This window comes from Rhodococcus sp. UFZ-B548 (assembly GCF_903819475.1).
GTDB classification, from domain to species: Bacteria; Actinomycetota; Actinomycetes; order Mycobacteriales; family Mycobacteriaceae; genus Rhodococcus_F; species Rhodococcus_F erythropolis.
Map to the genome: position 1 here is coordinate 385,102 of NZ_CAIJDS010000001.1, position 18,423 is coordinate 403,524.

17 protein-coding genes are annotated in these 18,423 nt (G+C 63.2%); 8 read left to right on the forward strand and 9 right to left on the reverse strand.

The window, feature by feature from the left end; genetic code table 11:
- Window positions 1-42: 42 nt before the first annotated feature.
- The 5 genes from H7C86_RS01850 to H7C86_RS01870 form a co-directional block, all read right to left on the reverse strand.
- Window positions 43-1,260 (reverse strand): sensor histidine kinase, encoded by a 1,218-nt coding sequence (locus H7C86_RS01850; RefSeq protein ID WP_019744838.1) that lies wholly within the window; start codon window positions 1,258-1,260, stop codon window positions 43-45.
- A complete protein-coding gene (locus H7C86_RS01855) occupies window positions 1,257-1,643 on the reverse strand; it encodes an MmcQ/YjbR family DNA-binding protein (RefSeq protein WP_020970430.1) in 387 nt (128 codons plus the stop codon). The genes H7C86_RS01850 and H7C86_RS01855 overlap by 4 nt, the downstream gene beginning before the upstream one ends.
- A 4-nt stretch (window positions 1,644-1,647) precedes the next feature.
- Window positions 1,648-2,865, reverse strand: coding sequence for a lipase family protein (locus tag H7C86_RS01860; RefSeq protein ID WP_182261002.1), 1,218 nt, complete (start codon window positions 2,863-2,865; stop codon window positions 1,648-1,650).
- Window positions 2,866-2,880: 15 nt separating this feature from the next.
- Complete coding sequence (locus tag H7C86_RS01865) at window positions 2,881-4,524, reverse strand: Na+/H+ antiporter (protein WP_019744841.1); 1,644 nt, start codon at window positions 4,522-4,524, stop codon at window positions 2,881-2,883.
- A 106-nt stretch (window positions 4,525-4,630) separates the two neighbouring features.
- Window positions 4,631-4,822: an antitoxin gene (locus H7C86_RS01870; protein WP_003940164.1), complete on the reverse strand. Its 192-nt coding sequence runs from the start codon at window positions 4,820-4,822 to the stop codon at window positions 4,631-4,633.
- A 189-nt stretch (window positions 4,823-5,011) separates the two neighbouring features.
- Here H7C86_RS01870 and H7C86_RS01875 point away from each other — a divergent pair, with 189 nt between their 5' ends.
- Both H7C86_RS01875 and H7C86_RS37125 read left to right on the forward strand, forming a co-directional pair.
- Complete coding sequence (locus tag H7C86_RS01875; RefSeq protein WP_259349019.1) at window positions 5,012-5,821, forward strand: diguanylate cyclase domain-containing protein; 810 nt, start codon at window positions 5,012-5,014, stop codon at window positions 5,819-5,821.
- Entirely contained in the window at window positions 5,818-6,144 is a 327-nt protein-coding gene (locus H7C86_RS37125; protein WP_259349020.1) for a GGDEF domain-containing protein, read from the forward strand. Before H7C86_RS01875 ends, H7C86_RS37125 begins: the two co-directional genes overlap by 4 nt.
- Window positions 6,145-6,150: 6 nt before the next feature.
- Here the strand turns inward: H7C86_RS37125 and H7C86_RS01880 are convergent, their stop codons facing one another.
- The 3 genes from H7C86_RS01880 to H7C86_RS01890 form a co-directional block, all read right to left on the reverse strand.
- Window positions 6,151-8,655, reverse strand: coding sequence for an HAD-IC family P-type ATPase (locus H7C86_RS01880; RefSeq protein WP_182261003.1), 2,505 nt, complete (start codon window positions 8,653-8,655; stop codon window positions 6,151-6,153).
- A gap of 76 nt (window positions 8,656-8,731) precedes the next feature.
- Entirely contained in the window at window positions 8,732-9,847 is a 1,116-nt protein-coding gene (locus tag H7C86_RS01885; RefSeq protein ID WP_019744844.1) for an MBL fold metallo-hydrolase, read from the reverse strand.
- Window positions 9,848-9,909: 62 nt separating this feature from the next.
- Window positions 9,910-10,641 (reverse strand): enoyl-CoA hydratase, encoded by a 732-nt coding sequence (locus H7C86_RS01890; RefSeq protein ID WP_019744845.1) that lies wholly within the window; start codon window positions 10,639-10,641, stop codon window positions 9,910-9,912.
- 112 nt (window positions 10,642-10,753) lie between these two features.
- Here H7C86_RS01890 and H7C86_RS01895 point away from each other — a divergent pair, with 112 nt between their 5' ends.
- The gene (locus H7C86_RS01895; RefSeq protein ID WP_182261004.1) at window positions 10,754-11,857 is read left to right on the forward strand and encodes an NAD(P)-binding domain-containing protein; all 1,104 of its coding nucleotides are present in this window, start codon (window positions 10,754-10,756) and stop codon (window positions 11,855-11,857) included.
- Entirely contained in the window at window positions 11,854-13,296 is a 1,443-nt protein-coding gene (locus H7C86_RS01900; protein ID WP_060938182.1) for a phospholipase D-like domain-containing protein, read from the forward strand. Before H7C86_RS01895 ends, H7C86_RS01900 begins: the two co-directional genes overlap by 4 nt.
- Before the next feature lie 4 nt (window positions 13,297-13,300).
- Here H7C86_RS01900 and H7C86_RS01905 read toward each other — a convergent pair whose 3' ends face one another.
- Window positions 13,301-13,837, reverse strand: coding sequence for a hypothetical protein (locus H7C86_RS01905; protein WP_202022970.1), 537 nt, complete (start codon window positions 13,835-13,837; stop codon window positions 13,301-13,303).
- 350 nt (window positions 13,838-14,187) lie between these two features.
- Between H7C86_RS01905 and H7C86_RS01910 the strand changes: the two genes are divergently transcribed.
- From H7C86_RS01910 to H7C86_RS01925, 4 genes are read left to right on the forward strand one after another with little or no spacing between them, the layout of a single operon-like run.
- Window positions 14,188-17,034 carry an ATP-binding protein gene (locus tag H7C86_RS01910; protein ID WP_259349021.1) on the forward strand — a complete coding sequence of 949 codons (2,847 nt, stop codon included), beginning with the start codon at window positions 14,188-14,190 and terminating at the stop codon, window positions 17,032-17,034.
- Window positions 17,031-17,447, forward strand: a complete 417-nt coding sequence (locus H7C86_RS01915) for a roadblock/LC7 domain-containing protein (RefSeq protein WP_003940329.1) — start codon at window positions 17,031-17,033, stop codon at window positions 17,445-17,447. Before H7C86_RS01910 ends, H7C86_RS01915 begins: the two co-directional genes overlap by 4 nt.
- A 5-nt stretch (window positions 17,448-17,452) precedes the next feature.
- Window positions 17,453-17,827 carry a DUF742 domain-containing protein gene (locus H7C86_RS01920; protein ID WP_019744850.1) on the forward strand — a complete coding sequence of 125 codons (375 nt, stop codon included), beginning with the start codon at window positions 17,453-17,455 and terminating at the stop codon, window positions 17,825-17,827.
- Window positions 17,808-18,395, forward strand: a complete 588-nt coding sequence (locus tag H7C86_RS01925; protein WP_003940118.1) for an ATP/GTP-binding protein — start codon at window positions 17,808-17,810, stop codon at window positions 18,393-18,395. The genes H7C86_RS01920 and H7C86_RS01925 overlap by 20 nt, the downstream gene beginning before the upstream one ends.
- Window positions 18,396-18,423: the final 28 nt, after the last annotated feature.

An 18,423-nucleotide genomic window follows, 5' to 3' on the forward strand; every position in this document is an offset into this window, starting at 1 on the left:
ATGTTCCCACGACGGTTTCAGCCTGATCATCGAAGGCGAGAATCAGACGTGAATACCCTGCTTGAACTTGGGAACACGCATGCTGACCTTCGTACCGGCACCCGGCGCTGTCTCCACCACGAGTCCGTAGTCGTTGCCGAACGCGGCACGAAGTCTGTCGTCGACGTTGGCCAAACCGACGTGAGCAGCTTCGCGTGCGCTGGGTCGTCCCGATCCCGACTCGATGGCGTCAAGTGAGCCGGAACGCAGTAGTTCAGGGTCCATCCCCACACCGTCGTCCTCGACGCTGATGATGCAGTCAGGTCCCTCGTCCGCGGCCACGATGCTCACGGTCCCGCCCTCCGGCTTACTCGAAATGCCGTGACGAACCGCGTTCTCGACCAGCGGCTGGAGAGCCAGGAAGGGAAGAACCACGTTGAGCACTTCGGGTGCTATCTGAAGGCGGACGTTCAGCGCCTCCCCGAATCGCGCGCGTTCGAGGGTCAGGTAACGATCGATGTTGCGTAGCTCGTCGGCAAGCAGGGTGAACTCACCCGCAGATCGGAACGAGTAGCGGGTGAAGTCCGCGAACTCGAGGATCAGTTCTCTGGCCCGGGCTGGGTCGGTTCGAACGAACGACGCGACCGTGTTGAGCGCGTTGTAGATGAAATGGGGACTGATCTGCGCGCGGAGGGCACGCACTTCGGCGCGATCCAACAGGGCTCTGGACGCGTCGAGGTCGGCGAGTTCGATCTGGCTGCAGGCGTATCGAGCCACCTCGGTGACCGCTCCGAGCATTCCAGGCCACGGGTCTTCGCTGGTGACGATTCCCAGCACGCCGACCACGCCGATGTCCTCGATCAGCAGGGGCTGAGCGATCAGCGCTCGCACATGGTGATCGCTCGGTCCGCGCACCAGGTCCGAGTGGGTGACGAGCACCCGGCGTTCGCCTTCGATCGCGCGAATGGCGGCGTCGTGGAATTGATCGGACAACGCTTCGTGACGGCCGTCCCACGCCAGCAGATTTCCCGACGCGTCTGCGAGGCCCAGACCGGAACCGCCGGTCAGCTCGCGTAGGTGAGGCGCCGCCTCGGCGGCCGAATTCTTGTCGAGTCCACGCCGAAGTGGCCGCGCGGCAAGTGAAGCCGTATGGAGCGCGGCATGGACGGCACGTTCGGTGGGGGTGGTCACCTCACGTCTGGTGCGCATCCACACCGCTGTCAGTGCCCCGGCCACTGCGAGAATCAGCACGCTGAGAAGCGCGACCACGGCCGGACTCAACGCGAATCCTCGTCCAGTTTCCGGATCAGTGTTTTCGGAGCCACCGTGCGGTACGCATCTTCGACGACGTCGGCTACGTCGTTCCAGAATTTCTCGTCCTCGGTCTCGTCGGCACTCGGAACGTCGAGGTACACACCGATCCATCCCCGGCCACCCACGTACGGGGGGACGAAGAACCTCGTCGGATCGCGACTGACCCAATCTGCCTGCGCCCCAGGTGGGGCCGCGGCCCAGATCGCGAGGCGATCGTCGTGGTGGTGATCTGCCATGGTGACGAACTGCGGCGCTTTGCGCACGAACCACGACGATTCACCGTGGCTGACCCGCTCGGTTGCCTCTGGCAATGCCAGTGCAAGAGCGCGGATTCGTGCCGACGCCGTCATCGATTCACGACCCGCAGGTATTCGGTGCCGGAACACCTGCAAATCGATCCTTCACCCACGCAACAGCTCCCGGCACAGCGGCGCCGTCCGCGTGACCTTCGCCCGGTCGCGCCTGGAATTCGATGACGTCACCCTCGGCGCAGGCACGTTCGACGGCCGCCTCGGTCCATTGCGGACGGATGAGGTTGTCATTGGTACCGACGACTACGTACATCGGACCGCTCGCGCGTTGACGTGGGAGAGCAACGTCGCTGAGCCACGCGTGAATTCGGTCCGCGTCCTCGGCGGTAGCTGGCCGGGTGTCGGCGGGCGTCACCTTTCCGACAAGACCCAACTTCTCCGTCGCGCGAGAGGTCAGGCACGAGGTGAGCAGGTCGTAGTTCTGCTCGAATGCGCCGCGCACGTAGTCGGTTCGTTCGAGCTCCGGATGGGTGAGGGACAGCCCTTCGAGTACATAGGGCAGCAGCAGTTGCTGAGGCAGTGACAGATTCACCTCGGAATCACTCGAGATGATCGGCGAGATGTCCGCTGCCGGGGACAGGTTTGCTGCACCGACGAATTCCAGTCCGTCGCCGTAGGTGTCGGCTTCCTCGGCCGCTGCCCAGGAAGCCTGCCCGCCTTGGGAAAGCCCCAGAGTTGCCCACCGAGTCGAGGTGTCCGGAACGACGTTGCGCGCCGCTCGAACCGCGTCGATGACGTTGAACGCCGCGGTGTCCGGTTGCAGGTAAGGATGCGGGTCCGGAGTGCCGAGGCCCTCGAAGTCGGATACAGCGACCACGTATCCCGAGTCGAGGAACGGCGCGACCAGGCCGATCGTGCCGAAGAGGGTCGGCGAGGTCGACGGCGCACAGTCGTCCGAAATACCCGTCGTGCCATGGCCGATGGAGACGATCGGCCAACCGCCCTCCGGCGGCGTTCCAGGCGGTGTGAACACGGTTCCCGATACCTGGGTCTCCCGGCCGTCGATACCGGAGGTGGAGCCGTACAGGATTTTCACCGCGCTCGCTCCGGACGCCGCCACTTCGGCTGTGCTGGTGAAGGGTTCACTGTCGAACACGACGCCGCGTTGCGCACTGCTCTCGACCGGCGGGGTCGTCGTGGTTGCGTTGTCGGTGACAGAGACATCTGGCGAGGCATCCGATCCGCAGCCGACGCTCACGAGGAGCGCGCTCGCCACCACGACTCCCCAGCCTGCGTGAACCCTCGAACTCCGAACCGTCATACGCAGTGTTCCCCTCTATTTGCCCGCGCTGCCTGCTCGGCGACGCCTGACACGTTCCTCGGCTGCGGCCTCTTCGATGTCGAGTCCTTCCAATACGGTACGCAATACCTCGTCGTCGAGATCTCCGTCGTCGCGCGCGGCGATCAGTGCGACTCGCTGCGAGCGAAGGGATTGATGCCGGAATTTGTCGAAGAGCGCTCCCGCATTCCACAGGGCGGCCTCGCGATCGGCGTCCTCGTCGACCTCTTGGAGTTGAAGCCTCGCCTGCATCGAGCGGCGTACGCGCTCGACGATTGCCTGCAATTCCTTTCCGTCGATCCCGGATGGAGGGTGCGCGGCCGCGTCGGCCAACGCCTTCTCACCGGCCTTGCGAGAAATGTTGCGTGCCAACTCCATCTGTTCCTGGGTACGCAATTGTTCATAGGGATCCGCGACGTCGAGACGACGAATGAGGAACGGCAAGGTCGATCCCTGGATGAGCAGTGTCCCGACCGCGACGATGAACGCGATCGCCTGAATGACGCCGCGTCCGGGGAACGGCTCGCCGGACGAGAGCGCGAACGGGATACCGCCGGCCGCAGCAAGAGTGACGACACCGCGCATTCCCGCCCACGAGACCACCAGATTCTGTTTCCACGTCAGTTGATTCTCGCGATCACGGCGCAGAGTTACACCGAATCGCACACGGGAGTAGCTCAGGAACAGCCACACCGGCCGAATCACGATGACCACGGCCAGGACTGCCAGACCGTACGCGAACACGTGAAGCACCGGAAGCCCGTCGGCGACAACATCGTCGATCACGAAGCTCAGTTGCAGCCCCATGTACGCGAAGACGAACATCTCGAGGAGCGTGTCCAGGCTCGACCACACCGAGCGCTCCTGCAGCCTGGTCATGATCGACGCGTCCGTCGAATAGTGTCCGATCACCAGACCAGCAACCACGACGGCCAGAACACCGGACGCATGTAGTTCTTCAGCGGCCAGGTAGGCAGCGAACGGAAGGACCAGCCCCAAGCCGGTTTCGAGTGGAGAGTCGTACATGCGGGCGCGAACGAACTTGACGACAAACGCGAGCACCAAGCCGACGACAACGCCGCCGATTACTTCGTACGCGAAGAACAACAGGGGCGAATCCGTCGCAATTCGCGTTCCGGTCACGGCAGCGACCGCGACGGTGAAGAGGGTCAGCGCGGTCGCGTCGTTGACGAGCCCTTCGCCCGTGAGGATGGCGATGACTCGTTTCGGGAGCCCGAGTTTCTGACCGACCGCCACCGCGCTGACGGCATCGGTCGGCGCGATCACAGCTCCGAGCACGAGGGCGGCGCCGATAGTGAACTCGGGAACCATCCATTCGGCGAAGAAGGCAACCACGAACGCCGTCACCAGCACCATTCCGACGCCGAGACGCAGAATGGGCGCAAGGTTGCGTTTGAAGGTCGCGACCGAGAACTTGAGAGCGGCCGAGTAGAGAAGCGGCGGCAGGACCACACCGAGAATGACGTGGGGGTCCAGTTCGGGCCGCGGCATACCGGGGATGAAGGAGGCGACCGAGCCCACGGTCACCAGGACCAGCGGGGCCTGCAGGTTTCGTCGATTGGACAGCCCGGTGACTGCAATGGCGGCAATGACAACCAGCAGAATCCAGGTGAAGTTCACGCGTTCATTCTGCCCGCCGACCCTGGGAGTTCACCCAGCGGACGCACAGAAGCCCGCAACCTTTTCGGTTACGGGCCCCTGAGCAACGGTATGGCCGAATCCGGTTTTACTGCTTTTCGGGAACAGCCTTCTTGGCGGCCTCGGCTGCCTTGTCGATCTGATCGCCGTACTTGTTGCCGGTCTTGTCGTCGGCGATGTCGGCCACCTTGTCGATCGCGTCGTGAACCTTGTCGGAGTTCTCCGCTGCGAGCTCCTGGCCCTTTTCGACCAATCCCTTGACGTTGTCCAAGAAACCCATGTCCGTGTCCTCTCCCGGTGCTGACGCACATCCTTCGGCGGAATCGTTCCTCCGCGCCCTTCGATTCTCACAGGTCGACGGCCTCTACGCCAGAAAGCAGGTCCGTGCGTTCGAGCCGCGCGCAACTCGAGGTAGCGTTAACCCGCCAATAGCTGATTGATCACCCATCGACATCGACAGGTGCCCGGATTGAATGCAGGACTGCGCGGGACGGGGAGCGACCCCCACCCCACGCGTGAACTGCTGTCCCGGTGGTGGTCGGATCGCACCGATTACACCTGGCTCCCCCGATTCCTCGACACTCGCGGACTGACCGTTCCCGGACGCAAATTAGTCGCGGTGTGGTGTTTTCTCTTCGCGCTGATCGCGGCGACCATGCAGTTGAGCCGCTTCGGTTCCGATTCCGCCCTTGCACGGTCCATCCTCGCAGTCGGGACCATCAGCGGGGTCTATGCCGGTTGCCGTTGGGTGCGAAACGAATCGTGGCCCACCTGGCGCCAATCCGTGGCCTTTGTCGTCTGGGCCGACCTCTGGCTCGCCGTCACGCTCTTCTTCGCGGTTCGCACAGCGTTCGTCGGAACGCTGGGTTGCGTCCTGTTCATCATGATCGGCTTCTACGCGGCGATAGTTCACAGTCCGCGTGTTGCCGTGACCCACATCGGCTGGGCTCTTGCTGTCTGCACGACGCTCGCTGCCATGGCGATGTCCGAGCCGGTCAACGACGACTGGGTGGTCGTGAATCTCTATCTGATGGTTGCCGGTGTGGTTTTCTCCACCGCGTGGATTCTGCAGATCGTCTGGCTGCGCCTGACCGACGACGCACGAAACGCTCACCGGGACTACCTCACCGCGACACTCAATCGCCGCGGACTCCAGGACGAGGCACAGCATCTGCTGCGCAGTGATCGAACGCAGGCTCTGATCGCACTGCTCATCGACGTCGACTCGTTCAAAATCCTCAACGACACGCACGGTCACGTAGCAGGTGACGACGGTTGACCGCTGTCGCCGACCGCCTCATCGCTGCCGCCGGGCCCGAGGCAGTGGTGGCGCGAATCGGCGGCGACGAGTTCGTCGTCCTGCGCGGAGTCGATCGAGGAGATATCGAACAGGTCGCCACCGAGATACATTCGGCGGTCTCGTCCGACTCCGATCCCTATCCCGTATCCGCCAGTACCGGCGTCAGCGTCTACCTCTGTCCCGAGACGGACTTACCGGATCGGGCTGTCAACGAACTGATCGAGCACGCAGACAATGCGATGTACCGGGCCAAGAAGCGCGGCGGCGATCGCATTGCCTGGGTGCAGATGTTCAGGCGCTGAAACTACTTACTCACTGTGGGCGTGGTGATGCTCGCCGGGCAGGTCGTCGGGCGTCGCGAAAATCTTCCGCTTCTCCCCGTGCAGGCGTGCGCTGATCCACCACGAGAGTTCCACGAGCACAACGCCGATAGCGCCGAGGGTGATCGCGAGCGTCGTCGCAGCGACGTTGCTCGGATCAAGCTTGAAGAACTCACGAGTGAACGGCAGCGCGAACAGGATGAGGTACCCGGCAACCGAACCGCCGATCAGAACGAGCTTCCACCACACGTACGGCCGAGCAACGACGGCCAGGACCCACACGGCGATCATGATCAACGTGATGAGTGCACTGGTTCCGGCCTGGATCTTCTGGGTCTCCGTCTGGTCGGGGCCTTGGTAAGCCAACACGTAGGAGATGAACGTGGTGATGCCGATGATCAGGCCCGACGGCAACGCCAGACGCATCACGCGGGAGACGAAACCGGTTCGGGCGCGCTCGTTGTTGGGGGCGAGAGACAAGATGAAGGCCGGGATACCGATCGTGAACCACGCCGCGATCGTGACGTGGCGGGGCAGGAACGGGTACGGCAGCGGTTCGAAGTCGAAGACCTGGGACAGGACGCCGGTGATGCCGATCAGGAACGCAAGCACCACCGAGTAGACGGTCTTGGTCAGGAACAGATTCGACACACGCTCGATGTTGCCGATCACTCGGCGGCCTTCCGCGACGACGTACGGGAGCGTCGCGAACTTGTTGTCCAGCAGCACGATCTGGGCCACGGCTCGGGTCGCCGGACTGCCCGAACCCATCGAGACTCCGATGTCGGCGTCCTTGAGGGCGAGCACGTCGTTGACGCCGTCACCGGTCATCGCGACGGTATGTCCGCGAGACTGCAAGGCAGCGACCATTTCCCGCTTCTGATCCGGTCGTACTCGACCGAACGTCGTTGCTCCGTCGAGAGTGTCCGCCAGCTTTTCCTGATCGCTGGGAAGATCCCGCGCGTCGATGGGACGGTCACCACCCTCGAGCCCGAGGGAACCGGCAACGGCGCCGACGGAAACCGCGTTGTCGCCGGAAATGACCTTGACCGCGACCTTCTGGCTCGCGAAGTACTCCAACGTCTCCTGTGCGTCCGGACGCACCTTCTGCTCGAGTACGACCAGAGCCTCAGGGGTGACGGTGCCCGGCGCGTCGGCGTCGTCGACGGGAAGGTTGCTGCTGCCGAGCATGAGGACACGAAGCCCGCTCGAACCCACTTCTTCTGCCTTGCGGGCCATCTCCGAGTCTGGATCGAGCAGCACGTCCGGGGCACCGAGCACCCAGTTGCCGTGACTGCCGTACGACTGGCCACTCCACTTCTTCGCCGAGGAGAACGGCGCGAGCGCGGTGGCTTCGCCCCAGCCGGAATCGTCGGAGAGAGACTCGCGAATCGCCAGAACGCTCGCGTTGGGGCGAGGGTCGGACGCAGCCATCGCGCTCAACGCTGACTTGACTGCAGACTCCCCTGATCCACCCGGCGCCACGTCGACCTCGGACAGGCGCATGCCGTTCTCGGTCAGCGTTCCGGTCTTGTCCGCGCACACCACGTCGACACGGGCCAAGCCTTCGATCGCCGGCAACTCCTGAACGAGGCACTGGCGCTTGCCCAATCGGATGACACCGACCGCAAAAGCAATGGACGTCATGAGCACAAGGCCTTCGGGAACCATCGGAACCAGCGCTGCCACCATGCCGTTGAGCGCGGGTCGGATCGGCAAGCCGATCGTGAAGAGCTGATTGAAGATGATCAGCGCTCCCGCCGGAATCATCAGATAGGTGATGAATTTCAGGATCTTGTCGATACCGCTGCGCAGTTCCGAATGCACGAGGGTGAACTTGCTCGCCTCTTCGGCCAGCTTGGCCGCGTATGCATCTCCACCGACCTTGGTGGCGCGGTACGCGCCGCTGCCTGCGGCAACGAAACTGCCCGACAGCACTTGCTGGCCGCTCGCCTTGTGAACCGGATCAGCCTCACCGGTGAGCAGCGATTCGTCGACCTCGAGTGCGGCAGAACTGACCACCTCACCGTCGACGACTATCTGGTCACCGGATCCGAGTTCGATAATGTCATCGAGCACAACATCTTTGGGCGCCATTGCCACGGCAACGCCATCACGCCTGACCATGGGCTTGGCCTGACTCACGATGGCCAGAGCGTCGAGCGTGCGCTTGGCGCGGATCTCCTGGATGATGCCGATACCGCTGTTCGCGATGATCAACAACCCGAACATGCCGTCGATGATCGAACCCGTCGCGAGCACGATCACCAACAACACGGTCAGGATCGCATTGATGCGAGTGAAGACGTTGCCGCGAATGATGTCCTTGACCGAGCGGGACGCCCGGTCCGGTACATCATTGGTTTGTCCCGACGCGATCCTTGCTGCAACCTGATCGGCGGTCAGACCGCGGGCGACGTCGACGTTGTCCGGCAATCGCTCAGGCGCTACCGCCACTGCTGTCTCTTCTGAACTGGTGTGCTCGTGAGCCATGGTCAAAGATTACGCACCCGGAGCAACTAATCAGGGTTCGACTCGACCGGCAACCACGTCCGCGGCACTTCTCCGCTCAGCCCAGTGGTATCCACCACTTCGACGGCGGTGTCGGTGACAACGCGTCGATCCTGCCGCCAGGCATCGGGACCGACACTGTTGTGCCCGCCTCTGCGGCCGACTCGTTGAGGCGAATGATCGGCTCCGACCACGAGTGAAACGCGAGGTTGAAGGTCGCCCAGTGGATCGGGACGAAGACACCGCGCGATCCGTCGCCCTTGTTGAGGTCGATGTGTGTCTGCACTGCCTCTTCCGGATTCATGTGAATGTCCGGCCAGCGCACGTCGTACGCGCCCACGGGGAGAAGCGTCAGATCGAAAGGCCCATAGGTTTCACCCAACTGTTCGAAACGTGATGTGTATCCGCTGTCTCCGCCGAAGAACACCCGGTGCTTCGGACCGGCGAATACCCACGACGCCCACTGCGTCGTGTTCCGGACGAGGCCACGACCGGAGAAGTGACGAGCCTCGGTGCACGTGAGGACCAGGTCGTCGATTTTTGTCGACTCGTCCCAGTCCAATTCCACGATCCGGTTCTCGGGCACCTTCCAGTGCCGCAGGTGAGCCCCGATACCGATCGGAACGACAAACGGAGCGGTCTGGGTGCGAGTCAGAATCTTGACCGTCGCCATGTCGAGGTGGTCGTAATGATCATGCGAGATGACTATCGCATCTACCGTCGGTAGATCAGCCAAGGCCACCGGAGTGGGATGCATCCGTGCGGGACCTACTGTGGCCGAGGGTGATACGCGTTCGCTCCACACCGGATCGGCGAGAACGCGGTAACCGTCGACCTCGACGAGGACGCTCGAATGGCCGTACCACGTCACGGCCGCGTCACCCGCTACCGACGGCGCCAGCGGAGTGGCCAACGGAATCGGCTGACGCGGCCGACCCGTCGACCCCCGTGTAGCCATCGACTTGAACATCCCGGCATCGGTGCCCGGAACCAGAGTGCTGCTGGGCTCCGAGTTGTGGAACTGGCGATCCCGGTATCGCGGGGACATCGCCGCGTACGGTTGCACTGTGTTTCGCGACGCCCCGATCTGCGTCGGGATTCCCCATGCGGCTCGCGCCACCCACCCTGTCGCCGCGGCAACAGCCGCAACTCCGAGAACCGTCGTCTTCTTCATTCAGACGAGCGTAGCCACTATCTGTCCCGCGTGCCTGGTGCCTGTTTTCCCTGCAACGAGCTTTACTTTCCCTTGAATACGGGAGGGCGGTTCTCGATGCGGGCGGCGCGGGCTTCCTGGACGTCCTCGCTGAGCCAGGCGGCGTGGAGGGCGTCGAGTTGCTCGGGAGACTGTTCCTCCATGGTGCCGTCGTCGTTGAGAACCATCTTCATGTGCCGCAACGACAGCGGTGCGAGATTGGCGATGCGGTGCGCCCATTCCTGAGCGTCGTCGAGGGTTCCGAGCTTGTTGGCGAGACCGCGCGTGAAAGCTTCCTCGGCGCCGATCTGTTCGATGCCGAGCAGAATGGTACGCGCCGGACCGCCGCCGACCAGCGACGCGAGCCGACGCATGGTCCACTTGTCCACCGAGACTCCGAGGGTGGCCGCGGGGATTCCGAAGCGAGCGGTCGGTGCCACGACGCGCAGATCCGACGCGATGGCCAGCTGGGTACCGGCGCCGATGGCCGGACCGTTGACAGCGGCAATGACGGGGATGGGCGCCGTGTCGATCGACCGGAGCATTTCGAACAAGCGGTCGGTGAAGCCCTCCATGTAGACGTCGCCGGACAGGTCCGCGCCTGCACAGAACGCCGATCCCTCACCGGTGATGACGACAACGTGCGCATGCTCGGCGACTGCCGCGTTCATCGCGTCCCGTATTGCGATGCAGAGTTCGGCGCTGAGCGCATTACGACGCTCGTGACGCTGCAACTCGATGGTCACGACGTTGCCGTCACGGGAGAACCCGATCATGTCCGCTCACTTTCGTTTCTGGAAGGCTCGACACACGGGAGTTCCGAGGCGCCGCTACCGTCCGCATACTTCTCTGCAGCTAAGTTCTGTACATCAGGAGGTTAGATTACCGATGAGTACAGACGACCTTGCCGCACAGCAACCACACCCGGTTGACGTGGTGGTGATCGGCGCGGGACAGGCCGGACTCTCCGCCGCGTACTACCTGCGCAAGTTCGGAATCGAACCCGAATCGGGGTTCGTGGTGCTCGATCATGCGTCCGGTCCGGGTGGAGCGTGGCAGTTCCGCTGGCCGAGCCTGACACTGAGCACCGACAACGGTGTGCACGACCTCCCGGGGATGTCCTTTGCGGAAACCACCGGTACAGACGCCGAACAAGTGCCTGCATCGGTGGCGGTCCCCCATTACTTCGAACTGTACGAAAAGCAATTCGAACTTCCCGTCCACCGCCCGGTACACACACGGGTGGTGTGTCCGAGGGAAGAGCGACTGCGAATCGAAACCGACCAGGGGGTGTTCGCGGCGCGAGGCTTGATCAACGCGACGGGAACCTGGGAGCGCCCCTTCATCCCCCACTATCGCGGGGCCGAGTCCTTCCGTGGCCGACAGCTCCATACGAAGGACTATCGAACCGCTGCGGAGTTCGAAGGCAAACATGTTGTGGTGGTCGGCGGCGGTATCTCGGCCGTCCAACTGCTCGACGAGATCTCACGCGTCACGACCACTACCTGGGTGACGCGGCGCGAACCCGAGTTCCGCGACGAGCCGTTCACGCCGGACATCGGCCGCGATGCGGTTGCCATGGTCGAAGATCGTGTACGACGCGGCCTGCCACCGGGATCCGTTGTCTCGGTGACCGGCCTCCCCGTGACGCCTGCCATCCGGGCAGCGCGAGAGCGTGGTGTGATGAATCGACTGCCGATGTTCTCCGAAATTCTTCCGAACGGCGTGAAGTGGGCCGACGGTACCGTCGTCGACGCCGATGTCATCTTGTGGTGCACCGGTTTTCGTAGCTCACTCGATCACCTGGCGCCGTTGCACCTGCGCGGACCGGGTGGCGGAATCCCGATGACCGGGCGCCTCGCCACGCAGGTCGAAGCCGACCCTCGCGTGCACCTGGTGGGATACGGACCGTCGTCGTCGACGATCGGAGCCAACCGCGCCGGCCAAGCGGCAGCGCGCGAACTGACCGCGTACCTGGGAATCGGCGAATGAACAGAATACTGATTCCGGGCGAAACCTGCTGGCGCATCGAACCGGCGGACAATCTTGCCTGCATCGTCGACGCCGCTGACTACTTTCATCATGCGAAGTCCGCAATGCTGCAAGCGGAAAAGCGAATCATGTTGATCGGCTGGGACTTCGACACGCGCATCAAACTCGAACCAGGCAAGCAGACGCTCGACGGCCCCAACCGATTGGGAATGTTCCTCCGCTGGCTGGTCCGCGAGAAACCCGACCTCGAAATCCTCGTACTCAAATGGAACATCGGCGCGTTCACCGCAATTGGGCGCGGCATGACTCCCGTCTTCGTGTCCAACTGGCTGACCGACGAGCGCCTGCGGTTCGAGATCGACGGCGCCCATCCCGTGGGTGCGGCGCACCATCAGAAAATCATCGTCATCGACGACGCTCTGGCGTTCTGCGGCGGCATCGACATGACGGTGGACCGCTGGGACACCTCGGATCACGTCGACCGCAACGACTACCGGATCACACCGAGCGGAAGACGTTACGGCCCTTGGCATGACGCAACCACGGCGGTCGACGGCAATGCTGCCGCGGCCATCGGCGAATTAGCGCGGGCACGCTGGAAATCCGCAACCGGAGAGGACCTCCCACCGGTCCAGAGCACGGCGACGCCGTGGCCGGTCAATTTGGCTCCTACCTTGCGCGTCGTCGACGTGGCCATCGCCAGAACGCTGCCGGAACTCGGCGAACGCACAGAGGTACGCGAGATCGAGGCGCTCTATCTCGCGGCCATCGCCGGGGCAGAACACACGCTGTACATCGAAAGCCAGTACCTCGCCTCACGCACGCTGGCCGAGGCGATTGCCGCGCGTCTACGTGAGGCCGACGGGCCGGAGATCGTTCTGGTCATTCCGCGCAATGCCGATGGATGGCTCGAACAAAAGGCGATGGACGGGGCACGCCACGACCTGCTGCATTTGCTGTGGTCGGCCGATATCCACGACCGGTTCGGTGCGTTCTATCCCGTGACCTCTTCCGGTGCACCAATTTACGTGCATGCCAAGGTCCTCGTGATGGACGATCGCCTCCTGCGAATCGGGTCGTCGAACCTCAACAACCGTTCGATGGGCTTCGACACCGAGTGCGACATCGCCGTCGAATCCGACGACGACGCAGATGTCGAGTTGCGCGCCTCGATCATCGGATTGAGGCGCCGGCTACTCAGCGAGCACCTCGACGTCACCGAGGAAGAAGTCGACGACGCGTTGGGTGAGCAGTCACTGTTGTCGACGGTTCGCGCTCTCTCGACCTCCGACGCTCGCAGTCTGCGCGAATTCGACCGGAATACAGTCGACGGCGAAGACCACGTGCTCGCTGAAAATGCACTGATGGATCCCGAGCGCACGCCGCCCAGACTGAGCGATCGAATCGAAGGATTGCGCCGCCTGCTCGGCAAACGCTGAGACTCTAGAACACGCGCACGCAGTGCCCGGCTGCCAGCGCGAGTTCGACGAGTGTTGCACCGTGAACACTCGGGACGAGCGCGATGAGAAACGTATCGCTGTCGCTGTCGAGCCAGGCAAGTGAAACGCCCGTCTCGGTGATGTTGTCGCCGACTCGAGCGAGAAGCGATTCGAGTCCGGCAGCTCGATCGAAGGCCATGGCAAGACTCTGCGCCCACTCCCACGATCCTGCCGGCGCCGACTCGAGCGCTCGTAGCTGACCGAGAACCTCGGCAGCGTCCTCGTTCCAGTCCACCCAGACCAGGAGTTTTCGGTCGTGCAACGCGTCGACGAGAGCAAACCACGCCAATTCCGGGTGCGGCTTCTCGAGCGTCTGTGAGTACAGCTCGTTCTGTACTTCGACATACCGTTCCGGATAGTCGATCGCGAGAGTCACACGGTCGATGACGACAGTGCTGTCAGGGGCTAGCAGTTCGGCGATCGCGCGCAACGCGTCGCGAGCAGGTCCACCCACTATGGCTCCAAGGTTCGATTCGGTCATCGGTGCGGTTTCCACAGTCTGACATGCGAGTGCGCCTCGTTCGGACGTGTCTTCGATGTCAGGTCCTGAGTCAGATCCCTCCGGAGATTCCCGCGCGCCGCATATCAACGAGTCGACGAGTTACCGAATCGAACAACCCGGCTATCCCATTCGCCGCACTTGTCCGTTTACCCTTTCACCTGGCCTTACAATCCGGATATAGTCATCGGCGATCCATGAAGCCAACTGGGATGTAGCGAGCCAGCGAACAGTCTGTTACCGTTCAGCTAACTACCCCTTCTGGTCAAACCGGATTGAAGGGGTTCGGGCAATGACCCACGGGGGGTTGACGTGAAGGGGCCATGTTCCGCATGAAACACGATTCACACACGACAACCTCTTGGTGGTCGATCGGCGAATGGCGCCTGGGATGGAAGGTCATCGCCGTTCTCGCATTGCCGATGATCGTCGCCGTCGTCCTCGGCGCACTTCGAGTTCAGACAGAACTCGAAGAAGCCGCACAGCTGAGTTCCTCGTCCGAGCGTGCCCTCGCAGTGCCCGCGGCGATCAACCTCGAATCCGCACTGTACGAACTCGCCGAAGCCGCATCGGCACGCACTGACACCGGCCCGGCAACACAAGCAGTTTCGGACGCAATGGACCAACTGGTAGACGCCGCGCGGGCGTTCCAGTCCGACGGCGACCTCAACGACCAAGTGGCTTCGGCGCTCGCCGAGAGCCGTTCCATCACCGAGGAGATCGCCGCCGGCGCGGTGGCTCCCGCACGCTTGGTTTCGCGGGTCGGCGAAGTCTCGCGCGCACTCTCGAGCACCTTCACCAGCGTCGTCGAGCATTCTCAACGCCCTGTCCTGCGCGAACAAGGTGGTCGACTCTCCGCACTCTGGGAAGCGCGACGAGCGCTGGCCGAACAACGAATCCTCTTCGGCTCCGGTGATCCGGACCAGCAAGCTCGTACGTCGATGGTCAGTGCTGCCGGTGCCGAACTGGTCGCTCTGAACAACATTCTGGCCATCGACGGGAGTAACGACACCGTCCAGACCCTCAGCAACTCTGCTCAGAACCGGATCAACGCCCTCGGATCAACGCCGTCGACCTCTCCTCTGGGGAGTCGCGTCGGCGCCGATCTGAAATCCGGCAACGACCAGTACAACAGCCTGACCGATACCACCGTCACCGAGTTCGGCGACACCGTCACCGCCGAATCCAATGCAGCACGAACCGCAGCACTCCGTGACACTGCAATCGTGCTCGGCGCGGTTCTGCTGGCACTGGCCATCGCCCTCGTCATCAGCCGATCGCTCATCGATCCGATCCGCCGGTTGCGATTTGCCGCATTGCAGGCCGCACGACGCGGACTCCCCGACGCGATCGAACGAATTCGCGCAGGTGCCAGTACCGACGAACTCGACTTCGCCCGTGTCCCGATCCGCACCCACGAGGAAATCGGCGAGCTTGCGCGCGCGGTGGACGACATGCACGGTCAGGCCATCACGCTTGCCGGCGAGCAGGCCACCCTGCGGCGCCAGGTCAACGACATGTTCGAAACGCTGTCGAGGCGCAACAAGTCCCTCGTCGACCAGCAACTCGGTTTGATCGAACAGTTGGAGCAGGACGAAGACGACCCGCGTCGCCTCGAGAATCTGTTCCGGCTCGATCACATCGCCGCGAGAATGCGTCGAAACGGCGACAACTTGCTGGTCCTCGCCGGAACCGATGTACGCCGCGCCAGGACCGCCCCCGTCGCTCTCGGCGATACGCTTCGCGCCGCGGTATCAGGCGTCGAGGAGTATCGACGCGTCGAACTCGGGCAGATCCCGCCCGGAGTCGTCACCGGTCATGCTGCCCCGGACGTCGTTCACCTCATCGCTGAGCTGCTCGACAATTCTCTGCGGTACTCCCCACCGGAGACCACCGTCTCCATCAACGCTGCCCGCACTATCGACGGCTCCATGATCGTCGAGATCGCAGATCTCGGTATCGGCATGTCGCCTGCCGATATCCTCGATGCCAACGAGCGCCTCGCCGCCGGCGGCGAGATGAGCGCGGATACAGCGCGTCGCATGGGTTTGTTCGTCGTGAGCCGAATCAGCCGTCGCTACAACATCTCTGTGCGCCTGCGCCCGACGGCAACGTCATCGACGCACAGCGGCATCACCGCCACGGTGCTCCTACCGACGTCGATACTCGATTCGTCTCGGGGACCCGAGATCCGCACGCCGCGAACCGGACCCGTTCCCACGCTCGATCGGACTCCCCCTCCCACACCGCCCGCACCGTCATGGTCACAGCCCGTCCCGACCGACTCCGCACCCCCGCGGCCTGCGACCAGAAGTTTCGCTGATCTCCCGCGTCGAACGCCCGGTAACAGTACCGATCGGACCGAGACGTTCGCCCCGATCACACCACAATCCACTCCTACGGCAACAGCGCCTTCGGGATTGCCACGTCGCACTCCGGGCACAAGTGGAGTACCGGCAGTCAGCACCTCGACTCCGACCACTGCTGCACCCGCCACCTCGGTGTCGTCCTTCGCTCCTCTGCCCGATCCCGAAGGCACAAGCACATCGACGTCCCTTCCCGTTCGTACTCCGTCGCCGGAATTCACCTCGCCGGCACAGGGTCCCGAGATCCCGGTGGGTCCACAACCGTCGACAACCCCGCCGCCGCGGCACCGGCTCTCAGCCCCGACGCCGACAAATACTGCGGCATTCTTCTCCTCACGCACCCGTGACGGGCTCTCTGCTCGCGCATCGGCGAGGGCTGACGGCGCGGGCGACGGCAACTCGAACGGCGCACCCTCTGCTCCGACCACGATGCCGATTTTCGCCCGGATGGTGTCGGAGTGGCTCGTGGATCCGACGGCGGAGACTTCAGCGGCTTCCACCGGCAGTTCGTGGACCACCGACGCGGATCAAGGCTGGCTGGCCGCTCGGACCTCGTTCGAGATGCCGGTCACCAAGATCGCCGATTCCGGTCTGCCCATTCGAGATCGCGGAGCCCGCCTGGTTCCCGGTGCCGTCGGCGGAGGCGGTACGACACAGCGCCATGCATCCAATCCGGCGGACGTCCAACGTGGTTGGAGCAGTTACCAATCCGGAGTACAACGAGGGCGTCGGCGCGCCGCCGACCATCAGCCCGATGGCGGACAGTCTTTCGAATCGTCCACGATGTTGCACAACGATGAAGGAGAACAGTGAACACTGTCGGAGCCCAAGAGACTCCCCGCGCACTCGACTGGCTGGTTTCGGCTTTTGCCCGAGACGTGCCGGGTGTGAGTCACGCGATCATCGTCTCAGCCGACGGGTTGTTGACCGCCTCGAGCACACACCTTCCGCTCGATCGGGCGGATCAATTGGCCGCTGTCACTTCCGGACTCGCCAGCCTGTCCGCGGGGGCGTCACGCCTCTTCGACGGTGGGGCCGTCATGCAGTCCGTCGTCGAGATGGAGAACGGCTACCTGCTTCTCATGGGCGTCGGTAGCGGCGCTTACCTTGCCGCCCTCGCTGTCGCCGGATGCGACATCGGCCAGATCGGTTACGAAATGGCGACTCTCGTCGATCGCGTCGGGACCACGATGGACATTGCCCCGCGAACGTCGCAGGGTATTTGAGTTCGATGCCTCACCATCAATCCGAGTACGACGACGCCGAACCCAGCTTGGTCCGGCCGTACGCGCTCACCGAAGGTCGGACCCTGCCGTCCATCGACCTCCCGCTCGAAGCGATCATCGCGACGATCGAGGACGTGGTCTCGAACAATCTTGCACCGCAGGATATTCGTGCATCGATCGTCGCACTCTGCGAGCAGCGGATCTCGATTGCCGAGATCGCTGCCCACCTCGGTGTTCCGATCGGAGTCGTGCGGGTACTGGTTGCCGACCTCGTAGTAGCCGGATCACTGGAAATACATGCCACTCTGCGAAGCGACGCATCTCGAGTCGAGCGACGCGAACTGATCGAAAGGACCCTCAGTGGACTTCGGGCACTCTGACTCATCGTCTCGCGTGAAATCGACAAAAATCGTGATCGCCGGGGGTTTCGGTGTTGGCAAGACAACGCTTGTGGGGACCGTCTCCGAAATCGTCCCCCTTCGCACGGAGGCAATGGTCACCGACGCCAGCGACGGTATCGACAATCTCGGTTCCACTCCCGACAAGAGCACCACGACGGTCGCGATGGACTTCGGGCGCATCACTCTCGCCGACGACCTGGTCCTCTATCTGTTCGGAACCCCGGGACAGCGCCGCTTCTGGTTCATGTGGGACGACTTGATCACCGGTGCGATCGGTGCGGTCATTCTGGTCGACACGCGCCGTCTGGAAGACAGCTTCGCTGCAGTCGACTTCTTCGAGGCGCGAGGGCTCCCGTTCATTGTGGCGGTCAACCGTTTCGACGGCGCACCAATCCATTCGGCGAGCGATCTCCGGCAGGCATTGGCGCTACCCAACCGCGTTCCCATGATCGAGATCGACGCCCGAAACCGCGAATCGGCCAAACGCGCGCTGATCGCCGTCACCGAGTACTCCCTCGAACGACTTGCAGCTGAAGCAGTCGTCTAGATGAATCACCAGATGCGAATCGTCGCCG

Bases quoted from the DNA above. Each gene is read 5' to 3' on its own strand.
- H7C86_RS01905 (WP_202022970.1), bottom strand. From the start codon at position 13,837: ATGACCGAATCGAACCTTGGAGCCATAGTGGGTGGACCTGCTCGCGAC.
- H7C86_RS01870 (WP_003940164.1), bottom strand. From the start codon at position 4,822: ATGGGTTTCTTGGACAACGTCAAGGGATTGGTCGAAAAGGGCCAGGAG.
- H7C86_RS01880 (WP_182261003.1), bottom strand. From the start codon at position 8,655: ATGGCTCACGAGCACACCAGTTCAGAAGAGACAGCAGTGGCGGTAGCG.
- H7C86_RS01920 (WP_019744850.1), top strand. From the start codon at position 17,453: ATGCCTCACCATCAATCCGAGTACGACGACGCCGAACCCAGCTTGGTC.
- H7C86_RS01900 (WP_060938182.1), top strand. From the start codon at position 11,854: ATGAACAGAATACTGATTCCGGGCGAAACCTGCTGGCGCATCGAACCG.
- H7C86_RS01910 (WP_259349021.1), top strand. From the start codon at position 14,188: ATGAAACACGATTCACACACGACAACCTCTTGGTGGTCGATCGGCGAA.
- H7C86_RS01895 (WP_182261004.1), top strand. From the start codon at position 10,754: ATGAGTACAGACGACCTTGCCGCACAGCAACCACACCCGGTTGACGTG.
- H7C86_RS01885 (WP_019744844.1), bottom strand. From the start codon at position 9,847: ATGAAGAAGACGACGGTTCTCGGAGTTGCGGCTGTTGCCGCGGCGACA.
- H7C86_RS01860 (WP_182261002.1), bottom strand. From the start codon at position 2,865: ATGACGGTTCGGAGTTCGAGGGTTCACGCAGGCTGGGGAGTCGTGGTG.
- H7C86_RS01890 (WP_019744845.1), bottom strand. From the start codon at position 10,641: ATGATCGGGTTCTCCCGTGACGGCAACGTCGTGACCATCGAGTTGCAG.
- H7C86_RS01855 (WP_020970430.1), bottom strand. From the start codon at position 1,643: ATGACGGCGTCGGCACGAATCCGCGCTCTTGCACTGGCATTGCCAGAG.